The sequence below is a fragment of the Thioclava sp. FR2 genome (genome assembly GCF_051200875.1).
Taxonomy (GTDB): Bacteria; Pseudomonadota; Alphaproteobacteria; order Rhodobacterales; family Rhodobacteraceae; genus Pseudotabrizicola.
Map to the genome: position 1 here is coordinate 2,437,220 of NZ_CP195191.1, position 22,057 is coordinate 2,459,276.

The window sequence follows — 22,057 nt, forward strand, 5'->3', positions numbered from 1 at the left end:
TGCGGACCTTAGCGCAGACGGAAGGTCGCGCGTTGGCCCGCGCCCTTATCCGACGTAAAGCGAAGCTCTGACTCGCCGCGCTTTTCGACCAGTTGGCAGTTGTAGTCGATTTCCTTCCCCGACCAATCCATCTGCCGGCAGAAATACCCGCCCTTCCAGTCCCATGCGCCGGTGATGTCCCACCCCATCGCCTTGCCAGAAATCTGGCCATCGGGCGTGACTTTCAAGGTCAGGTTATACAGACCGATCCGCAGGTTCTTATCCCCGACGAGCGACAGAAATTCATCGCGGTCCTTGATGGGTTCAAAGTCATTGGCCAAAGCGGAAAAGGGAAGAAGAGCGGCTAGGAGAGCGATCAGGAAAGGACGCATGACACACCTCTGGGCACGAAACCCAAAGGATACGCATCACCATGCAGGCCGGATCACTTTTTAGTGGATCAAAGGCCCAGCACATCCATCATGTCATATTGGCCGGGCTTTTGGCCCTGTCCCCAAAGGGCGGCACGAAGAGCGCCCCGGGCAAAGATGGCCCGATCAGTTGCGACATGACGCAGGATCACCCGTTCACCATCGGCGGCAAAAATCACGTCATGCTCGCCCACGATGTCGCCGCCACGGATGGCGGAAAATCCGATGGTGCCCTTGGCCCGCGCACCTGTGATTCCGTCACGGCCAGACACGCTGGCCTGATCCAGATCCACGCCGCGCCCATCGGCGGCGGCCTGACCCAGCATCAGCGCCGTTCCCGAGGGCGCATCGACCTTCATGCGGTGATGGGCCTCGACCACTTCGACATCCCAATCTTCGTCCAAAGCAGCCGCGATCTTTTGGGTCATCCGAACCAGCAAGTTGACACCAAGGCTCATGTTCCCGGCCCGCACGATGACAGCGTGGCGCGCCGCAGGTTCCAGCTTGGCAATGTGGTCTTTTTCCATGCCGGTGGTGCCGATCACATGGACGCAGCGGGCCTGAGCGGCAAGCGCCGCAAATTCCACGGTAGCCGCAGGCGTGGTGAAGTCGATCACGGCCTGAGCCTTTGCAAAGGCCTCTAGCGGATCGTCGGTCACGGTCACGCCAAGAGAGCCCATGCCGATGACTTCGCCAATGTCTTTGCCAACCGCCGGGGCGCCAGAACGTTCAACACAGCCGACCAGCTTCATCTTGTCAGAGGCCGTCACCAGACGCACCAGCATCTGGCCCATACGTCCCGAAGCCCCAGTGATGACGATACCCGGCAGATTTGACATGGACTGTCCCTTCGCTTGCTTGCCCCCCGTTTAGCGCCTTGTTGCGCTGGACAAAAGCCCGCCGTTGCGGGGGGGGCGAAAAGAGATTATGGGAACGCGCATGGCAAACAAACGCTTCTCCTCGGGCACTGGCCCGTCTCAGCGGCAGCTTCGCGTGGGCGAACTGATCCGCCGCACCTTGTCTGATGTCTTGAACCGGGCCGAAATTCACGACCCGGGCCTGAACCGCATGTCCATCACGGTGGGCGAGGTTTCCTGCTCGCCCGATCTGAAGGTAGCAACGGTTTACGTCATGCCCTTGATGGGATCGGTCAAAGTGGAAGAGGCGATTGAGGCACTTGCCCGCAACAAGGCCGAGCTTCGTCACCGCGTGGCATCGGAACTGACGCTGAAATACGCACCCGACCTGCGGTTCCGCCCCGATGAAACCTTTGACCGTCTGGACGAAACGCGACGTTTGTTTTCAGACCCCAAGGTTCGCCAAGATATCGCGTCACCTGAGGGTGATGATGAGGATGACGGGGACGCGTGAGATGTGGCGTGTCATCGCCTTTCTGACCGTCCTGTTGCCGCAGGCGGTTTTCGCTGCTTCCTGCCGGGATACCGAGTTTGAAGACGTCTCGCTGACAGTTTGCGAAGCGCAGCAGGACGAGGATTTGCGGCTGTTTCATACCGGGCCAAACGGAATCTACGGCAGTTTCGGTGCCGTGGATGACGCACTGGCCGAAGAAGGCAAGCAGCTTGGCTTTGCGATGAATGCGGGGATGTACCACGCGGATCGCGCCCCGGTTGGTTTGTTCGTCGATAAGGGCCGCGAAGTGGCCCGGATTGTGACGCGTGAAGGCCCCGGAAATTTCGGGCTGTTGCCGAACGGTGTGTTCTGCATCGGTCGCAGCTTTGCTGTGGTTGAAAGCCGGACCTTTGCGGCCTCTGCCCCGGCTTGTAATTGGGCCACCCAGTCTGGCCCCATGTTGGTGATAGATGGAAAGCTGCACCCGCGGCTGATCCCGGATAGCGATAGCGAATATATTCGCAATGGCGTGGGGGTTTCGGCGGATGGGACAACCGCGCTGTTCGTCCTGTCGAACGAGCGGGTGAATTTCCACCGGTTTGCGCGGTTCTTCCGGGATGTGCTTCAGACCCCCAACGCCCTTTATTTTGATGGCAAAATCTCGCGCCTTTATGCGCCAGAACTGGGGCGGGATGATCTGGGCTTTCCGATGGGCCCGATCGTTGGGCTTGCGGTACCAAGGGAATAACGATGGGACGCACGAAAAAAGGCCGGGCCGTGTCGGGCTGGGTGATCATTGACAAACCGGCAGGCGTTGGATCGACGCAGGTGGTCAACAAGGTGAAATGGGCGTTTCAGGCGCAGAAGGCGGGCCATTCCGGCACGCTGGACCCCGATGCGACGGGCGTTCTGGCGGTGGCTTTGGGTGAGGCCACGAAAACCGTTCCCTATGTGACCGATGCCACCAAATGCTATCGCTTTCGGGTGACTTTCGGTGCCGCAACCTCGACCGACGACGCCAGCGGCACAGTGATCGAAACCCGCGACAACCGCCCGACAGATGCCGAGATAGAGGCCGCCCTGCCTACGTTCCGGGGGCAGATCACGCAGGTGCCACCACAGGTTTCGGCTGTGAAGGTTGACGGCGAGCGCGCCTATGATCTGGCACGCGAGGGGGTTGAGATGGATTTGGCCGCCCGGCCGCTTTGGGTGGAAAGTCTGGAGGTTATCGGCAGGCCGGATGCCGACCATCTTGATCTGGAAATGGTCTGCGGCAAAGGGGGCTATGTGCGGTCAATCGCACGCGACCTTGGCAAAGCTTTGGGATGCCTTGGCCATGTCGCTTGGTTGCGCCGGGAATGGAGCGGCCCGTTCGAAGCGGAGGGTGCCGTCACCTTGGAGCAGATCGAGGAACTGGCCCGCACGGATGACATCGACACATTGCTCCAACCTTTGGAAATCGGGCTTGCCGATCTGCCGCAAACCATCGCCACCCCGGAAGGTGCGGCGCGCCTGCGCAATGGCAACCCCGGAATGGTGATTGCCAGCGGTCTGGAGTGGGGAACCGAGGCTTGGGCAAGCTATGAGGGTCAGGCGATTGCGATTGGCCGCTATCAAGGCGGCGAGTTGCATCCCAGCCGGGTGCTGAACCGGTAAGGTGGTAAGGCCGTGATCCACCGAAGCCATCTGAAAGGGGATGCCGCGTCCGAGGCCGTCTATTCCGACTGCGAGACCTATCGGTATCTTCTGACACGAAGCTGGAACGATACCGCCCCGCGGATCATGCTGATCATGCTGAACCCTTCAACCGCGACAGAGGTTCAGAACGATCCGACGATCGAGCGCTGCGAAAGGCGGGCTCGCAATCTGGGCTTTGGGGCCATGCGGATTGTCAATCTATTCGCCTTTCGCGCAACCGACCCGCGCGTGATGAAGGCCGCCGCCGACCCGGTTGGTCCGGAGAATAACGATTTGCTTCTGCACAGCCTGACAGAGTGGCGACCCAATATGATCTTATGTGGATGGGGGGCACATGGCGCCCATCTGGGCAGAAGCGATGTTGTCGCGCAGATGCTGCGGGGACGGGATCAGATTTTGTGGAATCTTGGCGTGACAAAAGCCGGGCTACCAAGGCATCCGCTTTATATCGCTTACGACCAGAGACCGGAGCGATGGACCTAGGCGCTTTCCTTGCTAGAGTACAGGGGCAGTCCTGACGGCGAGGAGGCCCGAATGTCCGAACCTGTTATCCCCGGATTTCAGCGACAGCGGGTTGCGCTGCGCGATGTGACACTCTCGGTCCAGACCGCGGGAAAAGGTCCGGCGTTGATGTTGCTGCATGGCTATCCGCAAAACGGAATGTGCTGGTCGCGCGTTGCACCGAAACTGGCAGAAAGTCATCAGGTCATTGTCCCGGATTTGCGCGGATATGGGTTGTCTGATGCGCCGCCTGACGATCCGCAGCACTATACCTATTCCAAGCGCCGGATGGCGTTGGATATCGTTGACTTGATGGAGGCCTTTGGTTTGCCTGACGCCGACGTTCTTGGCCACGATCGCGGCGCGAGGGTCGCCTATAGGCTGGCGTTGGACCATCCCGCCCGTGTGAGGCGGTTGGGCATTATCGAAATTGCCCCAACCGCCGATTACTGGGCGAATTGGGGGGCGGATCTGGCTATGGCGGCCTATCACTGGACGTTTCTTGCGCAACCATCACCCTTGCCTGAAAGGATGATCGGGGCAGATCCGCAAGCCTATTTTGACTGGACACTGAAAAGCTGGACCAAAGAGAAATCTTTGGATGTCTTTCCGGCTGACAGTCTTTCCAGTTATCGTCAGCAAGGCGCAGAGCCTGCGCGCATTCACGCCATGTGTGCCGATTACCGTGCCGGTGCAACAACCGACCGCGCTGACGATGAGGAAGACCGGTCTGCTGGCAACGAGATCGTCGCCCCATTGCGCTTTCTTTACGGGCATCATGGATTTCCTGCCCGAACTGGAGACCCAGCTGGCATCTGGCGAAAATGGGCACTGAATGTTGAGGCAAGCCCCTGTGACAGCGGCCATTTTGTGATGGAAGAAGACCCGCAGGCCGTGCTGGACGCCTTTGTTCCGTTCTTCAGCTAGGAGTCAGTTCGGCCGCAGGGAAATCAGGTCGGGCGTCAGTCCGGAGGCAATGTCAACAACAGCCAGCGGAACGCCGTCCAACAGGACCGTCGCGGCGTCAGAGCCTTCGGCGAATGATAGGGTCAGAACCGGGTCTGGGTGCATCGCCAGATCGAACAAGATCACAAGGTTGTCTTCCCCTATCACAAAGTCCGTGATGTGAGCCGGGGCCGCGTCGGCGGAAATATCCGTCAGTTCGAACCGATCCGCACCAGCGCCACCCGAGCCCCAATCCCCGGCGCCCAATTTCAGCACATCATCGCCGTCGCCGCCATTTAACAAGTCTATGTCAGTGTCGTCCTGTCCATCGGCCGTTCCGATCAGCGTGTCATCGCCAGATCCGCCATCCAAAGTATCTTGGCCTGTACCGCCCGACAAAAGGTCATCCCCGCTGCCGCCGGTCAACCAATCGTCGCCGCTTCCCCCATCGACCTGATCCTGACCTTCCCCGCCATGAAGCGTGTCCGCACCATGACCGCCGAAAAGAACATCATCTTGGGCATGGCCCGCCAATGAATCGTCGCCATCTTCCCCACGAAGCAGGTCATTACCCGCTCCGCCCTCGCCAATGTCATCGCCATCCCCACCGAAAATCTGGTCATCGCCGTCTTCACCAACCAAGATGTCATCGCCATCTTCGCCGCGCAGGCGGTCGTTCCCGCCCCGCCCGGTCAATTGGTCATTGCCAGAGCCACCGCTGAGATCGTCTCCGCCATCTTGGCCAGACAAGATGTCATGTCCAAATCCGCCTGTGAGTGTTTCGGAAGGGTCGACAGGATCAGGAAGATCGATTGAGACGGGCATCCCATCATCGACATTCTCGAAATCGCGCGCAAACAGATCCGCGAACCGATTCACGGCGCGAGGCGCTTCGACCTCCGCCTCATCATCATCCGATTCATCCGCTATGCTGGCCCAATCGAAAAGCGAGCGGCCCGCCTGCTCATCGTCTTCATCCTCGGCGCTTTCCGTCTCTTCCAGATCATCCTCATCTTCTGAGACATCCGCACCACCCCGGGAAGACAGGAAGGTATCGGCAAGCAGACCAGCCCCCAAAGCACCAAAAATCGCGAAGAACGCCAACATTACACTTTTCCTACATCAAACTCAGCCGCTCGGCGCAGTCTGTAGCGAGATCAGATTGCGTCGACCGCCACGGCGCCGAAGGTTCGCTGGGCACCTTAACCGGAACATACCACGAAAACACCTGACCAGATAGAACAGGCCCATGATAATAAACGGTTTTTTCAGAAACTGGTTAACGAAGGGCAAACACCCTTCTCTCTAGACGGGCTTTGGGCGCAAACGCCCTTTTCTTTCAGCCGGTTTTCCCCTATACGCGCGCATCCCTTCCAGATGCCGCTCAGGAATCGGTTGGGGCCATCGGTCTTGCTGGACGACATCCCGGCTTGCACCTTCACCCTTCTGAACAAGGAGACATCCGATGTCGATTACTGTTGAAGAAAAGACCCGCCTGATCAAGGAATACGCAACCAAGGAAGGCGACACCGGTTCGCCAGAAGTTCAGGTTGCGATCCTGTCGTCGCGCATCGCCACGCTGACCGAGCACTTCAAGAGCCACAAGAAGGACAACCATTCCCGTCGTGGTCTTCTGATGCTCGTCGCCCAGCGTCGTAAGCTGCTCGACTATCTGAAGGCAAAGGACGAAGCCCGTTATGCCAGCCTGATTGCACGGCTCGGCCTGCGTCGCTGATCCGAAACCACAGGTTTCAGGAAAACGCCCGCCCCATCAGGAGCGGGCGTTTTTCATTTTACCTTAGGCATCGCGCTGCGCGATCCAGTCATGGTCTGGGTCATTCTTGAACCGCCATTTCCGCAGTGGACCAGCCATGACGTTCAGATAGTAAAGGTCATAGCCATAGGGGGCCGCACAGGGATGATGGCCCTTTGGAACAAGGGTCAGATCGTGGTTCTTTACGGTCATCGTTTCATCCAGACTGCCGTCTTCGGTGTAGACGCGTTGGATTGCGAACCCCTGTTCCGGGTTCAGACGGTGATAATAGGTCTCTTCCAGATAAGTCATGTTCGGGAAGTCATCTTCATCATGCCGATGCGACGGATAGGACGACCAGTTGCCTGACGGCGTAAAGACCTCGGTCACCAAAAGGCTGTCAGCCACATCCCGGCCTTCCATGGCGATGTTGTTCACATAGCGTGTATTTGTGCCCTTGCCACGCGGGGTCAGCTCAATGCCCTCCGGCCCGATCTGCGCCGCGGGATGCCCGCCCTTTCCGGGAGCCGTGCAGATCGCCAGCACCAGATCCGTCGTCGCCTCGACCGACCAGTCCGACCCGTCGGGCAAATAGACGGCATGGGGCGGCGTCCGCTCAAAGACGCTCAGACGATCCCCCAGAACGCCCCAATCGCGCCCGGCCCCTTTCAGCCGCCCTTTGCCCTCGACATAGAGAACAATCGCCTCTCTGTCCCCCAAGGAACCGGCGGCCTTTTCCCCTGCGGACAGCCGATAAAGCTGAAAACCAACATAACCCCAACCAGCGCTTTCCGGGGTTGTGTCATGAACCTTGCCAGAGGTTCCGCTTGGCTTCACCAAAAGCTTGCTCATCGGCCCAATCTCCATTTTCTGTCTTGAAATATCCCGGGGGTCCGGGGGCTGGCCCCCGGACCTGCCCTGTCCGTCAGATCAGACCGGCCGCTTTTGACAGACGTTTCAGCGTGGCCAGACCCAAGGTCTGATACAGCAGCGGATTGCGCTGATCGGGGTCCTGTTCGGCCTCGATCACGATCCAGCCGTCATAGCCATTCTCGGCAAGGATTTTCAGCAGTGGCGCGAAATCAATGGCGCCATCCTGGTCACCGGGAACTGTAAAGACACCAGCGCGAACGCCATCCATGAAGGACAGGCCCTCGCCTTCGACCTTGGCCCGAACGGTCGGGCGCACGTTCTTGGCATGGAAGTGCTTAACACGGCCGACATGCTTGGCCAACACCTTGGCCGGGTCGCTGCCACCGAAATAGCAGTGACCCGCATCGAACAAGAGCTTGGTCGCAGGCCCCGTCGCCGCCATGAAGGCATCGATGTCTTCGGGGCTTTGCACAACGGTGCCCATGTGGTGGTGATAGACCAGATCTATCCCTTGGGCCGCGCAATAGGCCGCGATTTCCTCGACCTTTGCGCCAAAGTCTTTCATCCCTGCCGCATCCAGCACGGGCCGTGTCGAGAGCGGCTGATCCAGACCCTGAACCGAGTTCGAGGTCTCGCAGGTGATCGCCACCTTGCAACCGTTGTGCTTCAGCTTGTCCAGATGCGGCTGGATTGCCTTTTTCTCGTCCTCGACCGAATTCGCAAGCAAGTTGAGCGAATGCCAGCCCGAGACGAATTTCAGGCCGTATTCGGCCAGCAATGCGCGCAGGGCTTCGGGGTCGTTCTGCGGCCAGCGATGGCCATTTTCGATCCCGTCAAAGCCAATTTGGCGGCCCGCTTCGTCCAGAATGCGGTTGGTAGGGATGTTCGCCCCAAGCGACTGGTCGTCGTCATTGGCCCAGGCGATGGGATTGGTGCCGAAGCGGATCATATGCGAGCCTGATCTTTCCGTTTGGTTTCATAATTTGCGCGGGCCTCGTTCACCGATGGCCGCACGCTGACTTCGGGGACACCAACTTCCCACCATGTGCCGCCCAGCGGATGGTCATGATAGGGGGTGGTGTCGATTACGATGACATAGGGGCCTTTCACTGACCGACGCTTGGCCAATGCGGCCTCGAACTCAGCAATGCTGCTGACCTTTACGCTGGTCGCTCCCATGCTGCCAGCATGGGCGGCAAAGTCGATTTGCGGCTGTGCCTCAACCCGGGAATGGGCATAGAGGTTGTTGAACTCGGCCCCGCCGGTGCCCATTTGCAGCCGGTTGATGCAGCCATAGCCGCGGTTGTCAGTGATCACGACGGTAAAGGATATGCCCAACATGGCGGCCGTCGCCATCTCGGAGTTCATCATCATATAGGTTCCATCACCGGCAAAGCAGATCACGTCGCGTTCCGGCTGGGCCATCTTGATACCCATGGCTCCAGCAATTTCATAACCCATGCAGCTAAAGCCATATTCCATGTGGTAAGACATGGGCCGCGTCGATTTCCACAACTTGTGCAATTCACCCGGCATAGTGCCAGCGGCGCACATGACCACGGTGTCTTCGCCCGATGCGCGCTGAACCGCGCCAACCACCTGTTGATCCGTGGCCAGAGCGTTCTGCTCACCCGGTGCGACACATGCTGCATCGGCAGCAGCAAACCAGTCGGCCTTCAGCTTGGCGCTTGGGGCCGCGAATGACTTGCCTTCCAGCGCCTTGGCAAGCGCAACCAGACCGTCGCGCGCATCGGCGCAAAGCGGTTCAGCCCCGTGTTTCATGGCGTCATAGGCGGCCACGTTCAGGCTGATCAGCTTGCGGTTAGGCTCTTTGAACAGTGACCACGAGCCGGTGGTGAAATCCTGAAAACGGGTCCCGACGCCAAAGACCACATCCGCGTTTTCGCAGATCGCGTTGGCGCTGCTGGCACCGGTTACACCGACAGGACCAAAATTCAGCGCATGATCCCAGGGCATCGCCGACTTTCCGGCCTGTGTTTCCACAACCGGGATCTGGTGCGCCTCGGCAAAGGCACGCAGCGCATCGGTGGCAAAGGCATAATGCACGCCGCCCCCGGCAACGATCACCGGACGCTTGGCTGCTTTCAGGATCGCGGCAACTGCGTCCAGTTCTACCGGATCGGGTTGCACGCGGCGCAGGCGCCAGACCTTTTCGGCGAAGAACTCTTCGGGGTAGTCGAAGGCCTCACCCTGCACATCCTGACAGAAGGAGAGCGTCACCGGCCCACATTCCGCAGGATCAGTCATCACCCGCAGCGCGCGCGGCAGAGCGGTCAACAGTTGTTCGGGACGCGTGATGCGGTCGAAGTAACGGCTGACCGGGCGGAAGCAATCATTCGCGGTCATCGAGCCGTCGCCAAAATCCTCGATCTGTTGCAACACCGGATCGGGGCCACGGTGGGCGAAGACATCACCCGGTATGAACAGAACCGGCAGGCGGTTCACATGCGCCAGACCTGCCGCCGTCACCATGTTCAATGCGCCCGGTCCGATCGAGGAGGTCACCGCCATCGCCCGCTTGCGACCCAACTGCTTGGCATAGGCGATCGCGGCATGGGCCATCGACTGCTCATTCTGGCCACGATAGGTCGGCAGGTCATCTTGAATGCCGTGCAGCGCCTCACCCAGACCGACCACGTTACCGTGACCAAAAATAGCCCAGACACCGGCCAGAAAACGGTCGCCATCCTCATTCTTTTGCGCTGCCAGATAGCGCACCATCGCCTGTGCGGCGGTCAAACGGATCGTCGCCATTGGATTACCCCCTGTTCTTCCGCGCAGCGTCCCAAAGGGTGCAAAGGCGCGTGTAATTGTCTGCCATCATCTTTACGGCCTGATCAGCCGCAATCTTGCCCGACATGTAGCCTTCGGCCGCCTCAGCAAAGATCGTGCGGCCAACGGCAAACCCTTTCACCAGATCGAATTTTGCCGCTTTGGCAAAGCTGGCGGCCAAGGTCTCTTCGCTTTCGCCAAGCCCCAGCACGACGATACCACGGGTATGGGCATCATTGCGCGTGATCGCGTCACAGGCCGCTTGCCAACCCGCATCGGTTTGCATCGGTTCCAGTTTCCACCAGTCGGGATAGACCCCGATATCGTAAAAGCGCTGAATGACATTTGCCGTCGTCTGGTCATCCACCGGGCCTGCCTTCGACGGGATCACCTCGAGCAGGAACTCCAGCCGGTTGCGCCGTGATGCATGGAACAGGCGCGTAACGGTCGCTTCCTGCTCGGCCTTCATTTCGGCAGTGTCATCAGGGTGATAGAAGCAGAGAACCTTGACCACATGCGACAGGGGCCATTCGTTCAGTGCGCCGAAATCCGGCCCAAGTTCCGGCTCCAAGGTCAGCGGGCGCGAGCCCGGCCATTCGACGGGGCGCCCGATCCACAGACCCGTTTCGGCAGCTGCGTAAAGCGCGTCACGCCCCAGACGGTTGTCGCAAAGAATACCGTATCCGGCTTTGCCACCTTGGACCTGCGTCGCCGCATCAAGGCACAGCTTCTTGAACGCGCCGATCTTCTTTGCATCAGCCCCGGCCAGCGTTTCAAGCTGCATCCGGTGGTCGAAGGCAAAGACCCGCATGGTGGACCAATCACCGGTCCGGTTAGTGGACCAATGAATTTGTTCCAGCGGCTGGTCGTGGCGCAAAGCCTTGTTCACCACCCCGCGCTTGAAGAAGAACTGAAGTTCTTCCCAGCTTGGATAGGCGGGCGCACAGCCATGGCGGCTGACGGCAAACGCCCCGCAGGCATTGGCGTATTTCAAGGCGACAGGCCAAGTCTCACCATCCAGCCAGCCTTTCAAAAGCCCGGACATAAAGCCGTCACCTGCGCCCAAAACGTTGAACACCTCGATCGGAAAGCCCGGTCCGGCCTCACCTTCATCAAGGCTGTCTGGCACATCGCCGGTAAAGGCCACGGCCCCCATCGGGCCGCGTTTGCAGACCAGCGTCGCCTTCGACACCTTGCGGACGGCACGCAGCGCTTCGATAGTGTCGGTCGAACCGCCTGCGATGTGGAATTCTTCCTCTGTCCCCACGATCAGATCAAAAAGATGCAGGGTCGATTGCAGCTTTGCCGTCACGGCCGCACTTTCGATGAATCGGTTCTCACCATCGCCATGGCCCGAAAGCCCCCAGAGATTGGGGCGATAGTCGATGTCCAGCGCTGTCTGCGCGCCATTTTCACGCGCCAGACGCAAAGCCTTTAGAACGGCGGCTTCGGTCTTTTTATGCGACAGATGGGTACCCGTCGCCACGACTGCGCGCGCACGGGCGATGAAGGCCGGATCAACGTCATCCTCACACAGCGCCATGTCGGCGCAATTTTCGCGATAAAAGATCAGCGGAAAACGATGCTCGTCCCGAATGCCTAGCAGAACCAAGGCCGTAAGCCGATCTTTGTCGGTGATTACTCCATCCACGCAGACGCCTTCGCGCGCCAATTGCTCGCGGATAAAGCGGCCCATGTGTTCATCACCCACACGGGTCATCAGGGCCGATTTCAACCCAAGCCGTGCGGTGCCCACCGACATGTTGGTGGGCGAACCGCCGACATATTTCTGGAAGGACGCCATGTCTTCCAGACGACCGCCGACCTGACCACCATAGAGGTCAACCGAACTGCGCCCGATGGTGATCAGGTCAAGGTCTTTCATCACAGGATCTCCGACACCAGAACCGCGCGACCCTCTTTCGCTGATTTCAGTGCCGCTTCTGCCAAGGCAAGCGCCATCATGCCATCATGGGTGGTCGTCGGCGTTTCAGCGTTGTTGTTCACCGCCGCAACAAAGGCTGCGATTTCATTCGCGTAAGCCGCGATGTAACGGGTCATGAAGAAGTTCAGCAGCGGTGCCGAACGGAAGCCTTCTTTGTCTGCCAGAACGACGCGGCTTTCACCGTGGTTTTCAGCCTGCGCCATGCCTTTCGATCCCAGAACTTCGATCCGCTGGTCGTAACCATAGGTGGCGCGGCGGGTGTTGGTGATGATCGCCTGCTTGCCCGATGCTGTGCGCAGGATGACGTTGACGCTGTCGAAGTCGCCCAACTCGCCGATCTTCTTGTCCGTAAGGACAGAGGCAGCAGCCATCACGCTTTCCACCTCTTCGCCCAACAGCCAGCGAGCCATGTCGAAGTCGTGGATCGTCATGTCACGGAAAATGCCGCCCGAGCGGGTGATGTAGTCGGCAGGTGGCGCGCCGGGGTCGCGGCTGGTAATGGTGACCATTTCCACTTCGCCGATCTTGCCCGCGTCAATGGCGGCCTTGACCCCCATGAAGTCTGGGTCAAAGCGGCGGTTGAAGCCGACCATGACCTTGCCCTTGTTTGCCTCAACCGTCTTCAGACATGCCTGAACGCGGGCCAAAGACAGATCGACGGGCTTTTCACAGAACACGGCCTTGCCCGCTTTGGTGAAGCGCTCGATCAGGTCGGCATGAGTATCTGTTGGCGTGCAGATCACGACAGCATCAACGTCTTTCGACGCTTCAATCTGGTCGATGGTGCGAACATCGCAGCCATAGGCGGCTTTGACGGATTCCGCGGCGGCAGCAACCGGATCGGCAATCGCAACCAGTTTTGCACCGGGGGTTGAGGCGACCGCACGGGCATGAACTTGACCGATACGACCGGCCCCAAGGATGGCGAATTTCAGCGACATGGCATTCTCTTTTCTGCGCCCCTTACTCGGGATAAGCGCCGTTGACGTTTTGATCGAAATCTATGTTAGCGCCGGTCATTACACCAGATTGAGGCCCAAGCAAGTAGCTCGCCAGACCTGCGACATGATGCGGCTTTACCAGCATTCCAAAGGGTTGACGCGCTTCGGCCGCTTCCAGCCAACCCTCTTTTGCACCGTGGTATTTTTTCTGAATCAAATCCTCACCGGGGGTGTCCATCCAACCGCAGTTGATGCCGTTCACGCGGATGCGATCATGGCGCAAAGCGTTGGCCGCGTTCTTGGTGATATTTGCGAGCGCCGCCTTCGACGCCGAATAGGGTGCAAGGAAACTTTGGCCGCAGTGAACGACCATGGACTGAATTGCGACGATGCTGGCCGGATGCCCCGCCTCACGGGCCAACTGAGCGACCCGCTGAATCGCAAAGAAAGGCCCCTTGGTGTTCACGGCAAACATCTGGTCAAAGGCGTCTGGAGTTGTATCCAGGATTGATCCGCGCTCGGTGCTTGCCCCTGCAATGCAAAGCGCATTCACCTGCCCCATGATGACGGTGGCCCGGTTCACGCAGGCAATTACATCAGCGTGGTCAGCAAGGTCAACCGCCACGAAACTGGCCCCAAGCCGGCTGGCGGCAGCTTCCCCTTTGACAGGGTCGCGGGCCGCCAGCACAAGCCGGGAGCAACCATCAGCCACCAGCCGTTCGGCGATGGCCAGGCCCAACCCCTGAGTTCCCCCAAGGATCAGGGCAGACGTATTTTCATGCGGTTTCACGCGGCACCCTCAAACTCTGATCCGGTTTTGGCACCGGTGATGTAGGAAACCACATCCTGACCATCCGTCTCGTCTTTGCGAAGGTTCGCCACGATCTGGCCGCGCCGGAACACGACGATGCGATCCACCAGATCAAAGACCTGCCGCATGTTGTGGCTGATCAGGATCAGTGGCTCACCCGCATCTTTCAGGGTGCGGATGATGTTTTCAACCTGCGCCGTTTCCTGCACGCCCAAGGCTGCGGTTGGTTCATCCATGATCACCAGTTTCGACTTGAAGGCCGCCGTCCGGGCAATCGCCACACACTGCCGTTGTCCGCCCGACATGTTGCGGATCGTGTTCAACAGATTAGGGATCTTAACCGCTGTTTTTTCCAGCGCCGCCATTGTCGCCTCGCGCATCGCCTTCTTGTCCAGAATAGAGAAAGGACCAAGGTTGAAGCGAATCTTTTCGCGACCCAGAAACAGGTTCGAAGGCACATCCAGATCATCTGCCAAAGCAAGGTTCTGGAACACCGTCTCAATCCCAGCCTCGCGCGCCTCAATCGGGCTTTCGAAAGTATGTTCCTTGCCGTCAAAGATGATCTGACCACGGGTCGGCTGTTCCACACCTGTGATCTGGCGAACGAAGGTGGATTTACCCGCACCGTTATCGCCCATGATCGCGACATGCTCACCCTTCTTCAGGGTAAAGTTCGCGTTGGTCAATGCGTGAACCCCGCCATAGTGTTTGGTTAGGCCGCGGGTTTCCAGAATGAAATCGCTCATCTCGCTTACCCCTTTCTGCGGCTTTGCTGGCGCCATTGGTCAAGCACGACGGCACCGACGATGATCGCACCTTTGACCATTTCCTGATAGTAGGCATCGAGCTTCAAGAAGGTGAAACCAGAGATAATCACCCCGAAGATCAGGGCACCAAGCACGGTGCCAAGGATAGACCCTCGCCCCCCTTGAAGCGACACGCCGCCAATCACCGCCATTGCGATGGCGTCAAGTTCGTACATTACACCCATACCGGCTTGTGCGGTCAGGTTCTTTGAGGACAATACGACGGCAGCCAAGGCGGCAAGCGCCCCTGCGATGGTGTAGACCAGCACCTTATGGCTGGCGACGTTGATCCCGGACATCCGGCTGGCTTGTTCGTTCGACCCAATGGCATAGCAATGCTTGCCGTATTTCGTCTGCGTCAGGATCAGGTGGAACAGAATGGCCAGCGTCACAAAGATCGCCACGGGCATCATGCCTTTGCCGATGGAGGCGAAGCTTTCGGTCGGGAAGGAAACCGGGTTTCCGTTCGACCACCAACGCGATAGACCACGGGCAAAGACCATCATGCCAAGTGTGGCGATAAAGGGCGGAATTCGGGTAAAGGCGACCAAAGCCCCGTTCACAAAACCCGCTGCAATGCCGCAGGCCAAACCGATGACGATGGGAATGATCACGGGCAAATCCATTGCCCAATCGCCAAAGATCGCCTTGGGGTTCGGGTTGCCGTTGACGATGGCCGTTTGCGCAAAGCTCATTGTAATCATCGCCGTGGCACCCACGATCGAGCCGGAAGAAAGATCAATTCCGCCCGTGATGATGACCTGCGTCACCCCAAGGGCAATGATGCCGATGATCGACACCTGAAGGATGATGATGTTCAGCCGTGGCCAGTTGAAAATGGCATCCACGTTGTCGCGCGTGTTGAACAGAAAACTGTCCCCCATCACGCGGCCAATCAGTTCAAAAGCCACCGTGATCAGGATCAACGCGATCAAAACGTTCAGTTCAGGTGGTCTGGCCTTTTTCGCCGGATCGTAGGTCAAGCCTCCGATCCCATGTGTCGCTTGTGCCATCTGGTCTTCCTCTCCCATTACCCGCGCGCAAATTCTTCTTCTGGCGGGAAACAGGGGCGGCACCGCAGCGCCGCCCCCTTTTGCCTTGTGATCCAGAACAGCAGATCAGTTCTTCGACAGGTAATCGCCGATATTGGCTGGAGTCACGAGTTCGAACGGCACCCAAACTTTCTGGTCAACAGCTTCTCCTTTGGCGAGCTTCACAGCCGCATCCAGCGAACCCGAACCCTGCGCAGCGGCGTTTTGGAACACTGTCACGTCCAGATCGCCTGCCTGCATGGCAGCCAAGGCGTCTTGGGTAGCGTCAACTCCGCCGACGACGACGTCTTCCATCGAGATACCGGCAGCCTTCATCGCCTGAATGGCGCCGATGGCCATTTCGTCGTTGTTGGCGATGACGCCGTCAAACGCGGTGTTGGTCGACAGCCAGTTCGTCATCAGCGACTGCGCCTGATCGCGCGACCAGTTTGCGGTCTGTTCGTCGATGATATTCAGGGTCACAGCGCATTTGCCGGCGGCCATCACGTCATGGATGTCAGCCGTACGCTGAACTGCGGCCTGGTTGGAAAGCTCGCCCATCATGACATAGACATTGGCGTTGTCCTTGCCCTTTTCCTTCAGCAGGCGGCAGACTTCGATGGTTTCCAGCGTGCCCGAGTCGACTTCGTTCGAGGCAACGAAGGCCTGATTGTCGGGAAGCGTGTCGAGGTTGATCGGCTGACGGTTCACATAGACCAGCGGCACACCAGCAGCAGCAGCGGCGTCCGTCATCGCTTGGGTTGCCGAGGTATCAACCGGGTTCACGACAATGGCATCAACACCAGAAGCGATGAAGTTGTTGATCTGGTCAAGCTGCTTGGCCACGTCGTTCTGGGCGTCTTCGATCTGGACGCTGATGCCGTTTGCATCGGCGTGCGACTGGATGCCGTTGCGCAGAACGGTCAGGAAGTTGTCGTCGAACAGTGCCATCGAAACACCGACGGTTTCCGCCATGGCGGTGGTCGACATCAGTGCGGCAAAGCCGGCAACGAGCAGTGTCTTTTTCATCGTCTCTCTCCCTATTCGGGTGTCCGGCGCACCCATGATTTTACCGGAAGGGCCACCTTCTCCCAAGGGCCCCGTTTCCATACCGCTGGTCAGGCCGCTTTGCTGGCAAGACCGCTGCGGATGAAGGCGATAGAGGCAGCAACATCCGCCTTTGGATTTGCGCTTGCGTGCGTTTCAGGCGCGAACGCCTCGAAACTGACCGGGCCGTTCCAACCGAGTTCAGACAGCTTTGCCAATTGCTCGACATTGCCCAAACGATCCGCCCGATCGACCAGAATCCGATGCGCGTCAGTCATCTTGTCGACCGAGACATGCGGATCCGCGACACCGGAAATATGCACGATCCCAGTATGTTCCGGGAAATAGGGCCCACCATGCGCCAAGGTGTGATGGAAGGTATCGTGGACCAGCTTGAAGCGGTCCTTGGCATTCAAGGACTCGATGGCTTCGACGGCTTCCGCCTTGTAACGAAGTGCACAGATTTCAAACCCAAGCGGCTCGACCATTCCAACAAGGTCATGGTCATCCAACATCGGGTGCAGCGCCTTCAACGCCACGCGTAAAGCGGCCTGCCGCTCTCCGTTGCCCATGCCCAGATTGTCGTTGCGCGGGATCAGACTGACAGCCTCGGCACCGGCGGCCTTTGCGATTTTCATCAGCGCAATAGCTTCAGCCTCTTTGTCGACCGACCAGTCGTTGAAACGCTTGACCTCTGCAACGGCCAACAGGCGCAGACCTTTCGAACGGATCAACGCACCCGCTGCTTCGGGCGACATCCCGTCAAACAAGGGTTGCGGCAGATCGTTTCGAACCTCAATACCGACGCACCCAAGATCGGCAGCCAAATCCACAAGCTCGACGAAGCTTAAACGGGCGACGGTCATGTGGTTCAGCGCGAAGGAAATCATCGCATGGCCTCCCTAACCTTGCGTTAATGGCGGGACCGTGCGTTGGGGTGGGGAGGGGCGTCAACGGTTCTGAAGTTTTTTACATCATCTCTGACGAAAATCAGCGGCCATTTCTGACGAAAATCAATCAAACCGACTCGGGCAAGTAGAGATCGGGTTGGAGGAAATGCTGGCCGGCCACCTGCTGAATCCCAGAGTTCAGGGCCTCTTTCGACATCTCGATCAGGTCGCTGCACAGGCGCTGAAGCGGCGTTCCGATCACCATTGTCACATTGCGCGTGATCAGGGCCGAGCGGCTTTCGGGCGTCAGCTCATTGACCACCAAAGCCACCTCTCCGGGTTGCCGCAATTCTTTCAACGCCGCAATCGCACCCTCCATCCCGCCCCCGGCGCAATAGATGCCGCGCAGGTCCGGATGGCGACCCAGAAGATCCAGCGTTGCCTCATAGGTCAACTGGCGCGTTTCCAGATTGACCAAGGTATCCAGAATCGAAAACTGCGGGGCATATTCCCGGAAATAGCTGCGGAAGCCGGTCTCTCGCAATTCGTGACCATGCCAGCGATAGCCCCCGACAAAAACGGCGATCTTGCCCTGCTGGCGGCTGGTCTGAGCGATCATATGGGCCGCGATGCGCCCCACCTTGATATTGTTAAGTCCTAAATAATTCTGACGAATTCCCTGCGCGAAATCGTTCAGAAGCGCGAAGCAGGGAATGCCTTGAGCGTTCAGACGGATCACGGCATCCGTCACCTCGGGATGTGTGACGGCTGTGGCGGCCACCACATCCACCCGACCGGCCAGGCCTTCCATGAGGGCTGCGAATTCGGACGGCGCCTGAGAGGCTGAAAATTCGATCACGACAGAGGCGCGCACGCCAATTGCCGTGGCGATGGACCGTTCGAGTTCGGCCTTGAAAGCCTGATAGAAGGACTGTCTTTCCTTATGCAGAACGACCCCCAGACGCAGGCGCGGCAACTCGGCCTGCACCCTTTGCCCAATCAGCGGCGCGGCGTGGTAGCCGATCTTTCTGGCGGCTTCATACACCTTTTGCGCAGTATCCTCGCGCACCTTTTCCCGCGCATTCAAGACCCGGTCGACCGTCGCGGAAGAGACCCCAGCGGCGCGGGCAACGTCATGGATGGTGGGGCGCTTTGCCATGAGATAATGCCTGATGTGATTTCGTCATCTTCGTGTTTATTCTTGATGTAATTTGACGAAAATTTCAAGCCACGGTCTAGGTGTCTTGACGAAAAAAACGCTATCGCTGCGAAAGAGCTGCGTGGGATTCGTGTGGTTTTCGCGTGTGCTTTCCGTGGGCCATCCGTGGTCACATCAAAACACAGAAAGCCAAAACGACCATCACGCACGCCTGCACGCACGGAGGAGGCTTGGGGAGGCGTCGATGGGAAAGCGTGATTACAGCATGTTGGGGCCGGATGCCCGCAGGGCGGTGGAAACCGGACTTGTGGCGGCCGAATGGTACCATTCAGAGGTGCCGCGCAAAGAGATGAAGGCGCTGATGCAGCGGTCGGATCAGCCGGCCATCCGCGACACCGCTCTCTTATTCGGTGCGATGGTGGTCTTTGCAGGGTTTGGCATTGCGTTGTGGCCAAGCCTTTGGTCGCTGCCGTTCTGGCTGGCCTATGGTGTGCTTTACGGAAGCGCGATGGACAGCCGCTGGCACGAGTGCAGTCACGGCACTGCGTTCAAAACCGCATGGATGAATGACGTGATCTATAACATCGCCAGTTTCTGCATGGTGCGGAATCCGGTGACATGGCGCTGGAGCCATGCGCGCCACCACACCGATACGGTGATCGTTGGCCGTGACCCGGAAATCGCCATCATGCGCCCGCCGGTCTTTGCCAAGCTGATTGGCAATTTCTTTGGCATTTTCGATTCCCTCGGTGGCTGGAGCCGGATGCTTTACAACGCCTTTGTTGGCGTTCATCCGGAAGAAGCGACCTGGATTCCCGAAAGCGAGCAGCCGAAGGTCGTCAGGGTGGCCCGGCTTTGGGTGCTGATCTATGCCGCGACCATCGGCCTTGCGCTGTGGATGGGGTCGATCCTGCCGTTGATGGTGATTGGTCTGCCCCGCCTTTATGGGGCCTGGCACCATGTGATGACCGGGCTTTTGCAGCATGGGGGGCTGGCCGACAATGTCACCGATCACCGCCTGAACAGCCGGACCGTGTATATGAACCCGATCAGCCGGTTCATCTATTGGAACATGAACTACCATGTCGAACATCACATGTTCCCGATGGTGCCCTATCACCGCCTGCCCGAGCTGCACGAGCGGATCAAGCATGATCTGCCCGCGCCGAACCTGTCGATTGCCGAGGGCTTTGCCGAGATGTGGCCCGCCTTGAAGCGGCAATTGAAGAACGAGGACTATTTCCTGAAACGCGATCTGCCGCCGACCGCCCAGCCCTATCGCAAGGATTTTCACGCGGCGGCTTTGGGCGCAGCGCAGTAAGGAGAACAAGACATGAGCCAGTGGATTGAGGCCTGTGGAACAAGCGATATCGACGAGGAAGACCTGATCCGTTTCGATCACGGGTCAAAGACCTTTGCGATCTATCATTCGCCCGATGGAGCGTTCTTTGCGACCTCGGGAACCTGCACGCATGAGGATGTGCATTTGTGCGACGGTTTGGTGATGGGCCATTTGATCGAGTGCCCCAAGCATAATGGGCAGTTCGATTACCGGACCGGGGAAGCCATGCGGGCCCCGGTGTGCATCAACCTGAAGACATTTCCCGTCAAGGTTGAAGGCGAGCGGGTGTTCATCGACATCGGCTGATCGGGGCAGCAGCTTGCAGCGTCGGAGCGGGGGCTGTCTGCCGCCCGTTCGCGTTTTGCGGGGCAGGACGGCTGATCGTGGCGAGTCATCTGTCTGTGAGACGGCAGGGAACCGGACGTGCGGGCACCGCGTTGAAAGAGCGAGGGCTGAGGCTTTTGCTTGGAACGAGGTGCCCATGTCGGAGAGAACCAGACCCGCGGTCGATCCGCTGAAAGTGATCGAAGTCGTGCTGTTGGCCCGGCGCTATGCGGGGTTGCAAATCGCGTTGATCAAACTTGAGGCGAAGCGGCGTGCTCGGAAGATTGTGACTGCGGCCGTGCTGGCGGTGATCGCCGGTTTTGGACTGTTCATCAGCGTCGGGCTGGGGGCCGCTGCGGCGGTATCCGGGCTGCATGACGCCGGACATTCGCTGACCTCGTCCTTGGCGATGGTTGGGGGCGCAGGGCTTTTCTGCGCTGTCGGCCTGATCCTCTGGGCGCGGCACCTGCTGCGAAAGACTTTTGATTTCTGAGACATTCATCGAATTGAAAAGGAGCTTGTCATGAGCAAAACCTATACATCCGTTGATCTTGATGCCGCCGCCAAGGCCACCGAGGCCGCCCTGCAGGCAGGCATTGCTGGTCTGTTGAAGAGCTTTGGGAACAGTGAGAGCGGACTGAGCAACATCGGAAGCCGTGCGGCTTCGGTCGTCCGAAGCCACCCGATTGCCACGGCCGTCGTTGGTCTGGGTCTGGCCTGGCTTGCCTCTTCGGCGCGGTCGGGTGGGTCGAAGGACCCGAAGCCCGAAGCGTTGATGGGTTGGGAAGATGAAGGTGGGGCGCCGGCCCCGGTGGGAGAGATCGGTGAGATCTCGGAAGCCTGGATGGACCGTGCGGTTGCGGCGCGGGACGCGGCACGCACTCAGTTGGAAGCTCTTTATGATGAAGGGCGGTCGACCATGCGTGAGCAGAGCAAGATCGCGGCGCAGTTGGCCAAGGATCTGGCCACGGCTTTCCGCCATGATTTGTCGGACCTGACTGATGAAGCGGCTGAACGTGTGGCCGCAGCGCGGGAGCGCGCTTGGGACGCTGTTCAGCGTGGGCGCAATGGTGTGCAGAACGGGATTTCCAAAGGCGCGGAGTTTGCCCGCCAGAATCCCGCCACGACCGCCGTTACCGGATTGGCTGCAGCGGCCGCTGTGGCAGCACTGACCCCGAAAGCTCGGCCCGTTGTTTGGCGCGTGGCATCGGCTACGGCCTCGGTTGCGGCATCGGCCTTGTTGGCGGAAGCAGCAGGACTTCTGACGCGGGAGCGGACGGCTGCAGCTAAGGTGAACGGCACCGCAGAGCGTCTGCGGGCGCGAGCGGACGAAATGGTCGAAGAATTGACGGCAGCAATGTCTGCCGGACGTGACAAAGCAGAGGCGGCCGCCAGCCACCTTGCCGATCGCGCCAGATCCGTTCGTCCTCAGTGAAAG

Annotated in this window: 24 protein-coding genes; 10 read left to right on the forward strand and 14 right to left on the reverse strand. The window is 59.1% G+C overall.

The genetic code is table 11. From position 1 onward, the window contains the following. Window positions 1–8: 8 nt before the first annotated feature. Together ACSBLW_RS11835 and dapB are read right to left on the reverse strand one after the other, a co-directional pair. A complete protein-coding gene (locus ACSBLW_RS11835; protein WP_435256824.1) occupies window positions 9–371 on the reverse strand; it encodes a dihydrodipicolinate reductase in 363 nt (120 codons plus the stop codon). A 68-nt stretch (window positions 372–439) separates the two neighbouring features. Continuing rightward, the gene (gene dapB / locus ACSBLW_RS11840) at window positions 440–1,249 is read right to left on the reverse strand and encodes a 4-hydroxy-tetrahydrodipicolinate reductase (protein WP_435256825.1); all 810 of its coding nucleotides are present in this window, start codon (window positions 1,247–1,249) and stop codon (window positions 440–442) included. A gap of 100 nt (window positions 1,250–1,349) precedes the next feature. Between dapB and rbfA the strand changes: the two genes are divergently transcribed. Genes rbfA through ACSBLW_RS11865 form a run of 5 tightly spaced genes read left to right on the forward strand, consistent with a single transcriptional unit; the run spans window position 1,350 to window position 4,886 of the window. Further along, window positions 1,350–1,781: a 30S ribosome-binding factor RbfA gene (rbfA, locus tag ACSBLW_RS11845; RefSeq protein WP_435256826.1), complete on the forward strand. Its 432-nt coding sequence runs from the start codon at window positions 1,350–1,352 to the stop codon at window positions 1,779–1,781. Next, window positions 1,765–2,508, forward strand: coding sequence for a phosphodiester glycosidase family protein (locus ACSBLW_RS11850; RefSeq protein WP_435256827.1), 744 nt, complete (start codon window positions 1,765–1,767; stop codon window positions 2,506–2,508). Before rbfA ends, ACSBLW_RS11850 begins: the two co-directional genes overlap by 17 nt. Before the next feature lie 2 nt (window positions 2,509–2,510). Beyond that, the gene (truB, locus tag ACSBLW_RS11855) at window positions 2,511–3,416 is read left to right on the forward strand and encodes a tRNA pseudouridine(55) synthase TruB (protein WP_435256828.1); all 906 of its coding nucleotides are present in this window, start codon (window positions 2,511–2,513) and stop codon (window positions 3,414–3,416) included. A gap of 12 nt (window positions 3,417–3,428) precedes the next feature. Beyond that, entirely contained in the window at window positions 3,429–3,941 is a 513-nt protein-coding gene (locus tag ACSBLW_RS11860; RefSeq protein WP_435256829.1) for a DUF1643 domain-containing protein, read from the forward strand. Window positions 3,942–3,992: 51 nt separating this feature from the next. Then, on the forward strand, window positions 3,993–4,886 hold the full coding sequence (locus ACSBLW_RS11865; protein ID WP_435256830.1) for an alpha/beta fold hydrolase: 894 nt from the start codon (window positions 3,993–3,995) through the stop codon (window positions 4,884–4,886). A gap of 3 nt (window positions 4,887–4,889) precedes the next feature. Here ACSBLW_RS11865 and ACSBLW_RS11870 read toward each other — a convergent pair whose 3' ends face one another. Beyond that, on the reverse strand, window positions 4,890–6,011 hold the full coding sequence (locus ACSBLW_RS11870; RefSeq protein ID WP_435256831.1) for a calcium-binding protein: 1,122 nt from the start codon (window positions 6,009–6,011) through the stop codon (window positions 4,890–4,892). A gap of 358 nt (window positions 6,012–6,369) precedes the next feature. Here ACSBLW_RS11870 and rpsO point away from each other — a divergent pair, with 358 nt between their 5' ends. Continuing rightward, on the forward strand, window positions 6,370–6,639 hold the full coding sequence (rpsO, locus tag ACSBLW_RS11875) for a 30S ribosomal protein S15 (protein ID WP_435256832.1): 270 nt from the start codon (window positions 6,370–6,372) through the stop codon (window positions 6,637–6,639). Between the two features lie 63 nt (window positions 6,640–6,702). Here rpsO and iolB read toward each other — a convergent pair whose 3' ends face one another. From iolB to ACSBLW_RS11930, 11 genes are all read right to left on the reverse strand, one after another. Then, the gene (iolB, locus tag ACSBLW_RS11880) at window positions 6,703–7,509 is read right to left on the reverse strand and encodes a 5-deoxy-glucuronate isomerase (RefSeq protein ID WP_435256833.1); all 807 of its coding nucleotides are present in this window, start codon (window positions 7,507–7,509) and stop codon (window positions 6,703–6,705) included. Between the two features lie 73 nt (window positions 7,510–7,582). After that, complete coding sequence (gene iolE / locus ACSBLW_RS11885) at window positions 7,583–8,479, reverse strand: myo-inosose-2 dehydratase (protein WP_435256834.1); 897 nt, start codon at window positions 8,477–8,479, stop codon at window positions 7,583–7,585. Next, window positions 8,476–10,305 (reverse strand): 3D-(3,5/4)-trihydroxycyclohexane-1,2-dione acylhydrolase (decyclizing), encoded by a 1,830-nt coding sequence (iolD, locus tag ACSBLW_RS11890; RefSeq protein WP_435256835.1) that lies wholly within the window; start codon window positions 10,303–10,305, stop codon window positions 8,476–8,478. Before iolD ends, iolE begins: the two co-directional genes overlap by 4 nt. Window positions 10,306–10,309: 4 nt before the next feature. After that, window positions 10,310–12,208, reverse strand: coding sequence for a bifunctional 5-dehydro-2-deoxygluconokinase/5-dehydro-2-deoxyphosphogluconate aldolase (locus ACSBLW_RS11895; protein ID WP_435256836.1), 1,899 nt, complete (start codon window positions 12,206–12,208; stop codon window positions 10,310–10,312). After that, window positions 12,208–13,209 carry an inositol 2-dehydrogenase gene (iolG, locus tag ACSBLW_RS11900; RefSeq protein ID WP_435256837.1) on the reverse strand — a complete coding sequence of 334 codons (1,002 nt, stop codon included), beginning with the start codon at window positions 13,207–13,209 and terminating at the stop codon, window positions 12,208–12,210. The genes ACSBLW_RS11895 and iolG overlap by 1 nt, the downstream gene beginning before the upstream one ends. Window positions 13,210–13,231: 22 nt before the next feature. Then, window positions 13,232–13,999 carry an SDR family oxidoreductase gene (locus ACSBLW_RS11905; RefSeq protein ID WP_435256838.1) on the reverse strand — a complete coding sequence of 256 codons (768 nt, stop codon included), beginning with the start codon at window positions 13,997–13,999 and terminating at the stop codon, window positions 13,232–13,234. Next, on the reverse strand, window positions 13,996–14,766 hold the full coding sequence (locus ACSBLW_RS11910; protein WP_435256839.1) for an ATP-binding cassette domain-containing protein: 771 nt from the start codon (window positions 14,764–14,766) through the stop codon (window positions 13,996–13,998). The genes ACSBLW_RS11905 and ACSBLW_RS11910 overlap by 4 nt, the downstream gene beginning before the upstream one ends. A gap of 5 nt (window positions 14,767–14,771) precedes the next feature. Then, complete coding sequence (locus tag ACSBLW_RS11915; protein ID WP_435256840.1) at window positions 14,772–15,839, reverse strand: ABC transporter permease; 1,068 nt, start codon at window positions 15,837–15,839, stop codon at window positions 14,772–14,774. Between the two features lie 105 nt (window positions 15,840–15,944). Continuing rightward, a complete protein-coding gene (locus ACSBLW_RS11920; RefSeq protein ID WP_435256841.1) occupies window positions 15,945–16,886 on the reverse strand; it encodes a sugar ABC transporter substrate-binding protein in 942 nt (313 codons plus the stop codon). A gap of 89 nt (window positions 16,887–16,975) precedes the next feature. Beyond that, a complete protein-coding gene (locus tag ACSBLW_RS11925) occupies window positions 16,976–17,794 on the reverse strand; it encodes a TIM barrel protein (RefSeq protein WP_435256842.1) in 819 nt (272 codons plus the stop codon). A gap of 127 nt (window positions 17,795–17,921) precedes the next feature. Continuing rightward, window positions 17,922–18,953: a LacI family DNA-binding transcriptional regulator gene (locus ACSBLW_RS11930; RefSeq protein ID WP_435256843.1), complete on the reverse strand. Its 1,032-nt coding sequence runs from the start codon at window positions 18,951–18,953 to the stop codon at window positions 17,922–17,924. A 244-nt stretch (window positions 18,954–19,197) separates the two neighbouring features. Between ACSBLW_RS11930 and ACSBLW_RS11935 the strand changes: the two genes are divergently transcribed. The 4 genes from ACSBLW_RS11935 (at window position 19,198) to ACSBLW_RS11950 (ending at window position 22,054) form a co-directional block, all read left to right on the forward strand. Beyond that, window positions 19,198–20,274, forward strand: coding sequence for a fatty acid desaturase family protein (locus ACSBLW_RS11935; protein WP_435256844.1), 1,077 nt, complete (start codon window positions 19,198–19,200; stop codon window positions 20,272–20,274). Window positions 20,275–20,286: 12 nt separating this feature from the next. After that, window positions 20,287–20,601 (forward strand): MocE family 2Fe-2S type ferredoxin, encoded by a 315-nt coding sequence (locus ACSBLW_RS11940; protein ID WP_435256845.1) that lies wholly within the window; start codon window positions 20,287–20,289, stop codon window positions 20,599–20,601. A 175-nt stretch (window positions 20,602–20,776) separates the two neighbouring features. Further along, on the forward strand, window positions 20,777–21,112 hold the full coding sequence (locus ACSBLW_RS11945) for a phage holin family protein (RefSeq protein WP_435256846.1): 336 nt from the start codon (window positions 20,777–20,779) through the stop codon (window positions 21,110–21,112). 30 nt (window positions 21,113–21,142) lie between these two features. Continuing rightward, the gene (locus tag ACSBLW_RS11950) at window positions 21,143–22,054 is read left to right on the forward strand and encodes a hypothetical protein (protein ID WP_435256847.1); all 912 of its coding nucleotides are present in this window, start codon (window positions 21,143–21,145) and stop codon (window positions 22,052–22,054) included. Window positions 22,055–22,057 lie beyond the last annotated feature (3 nt).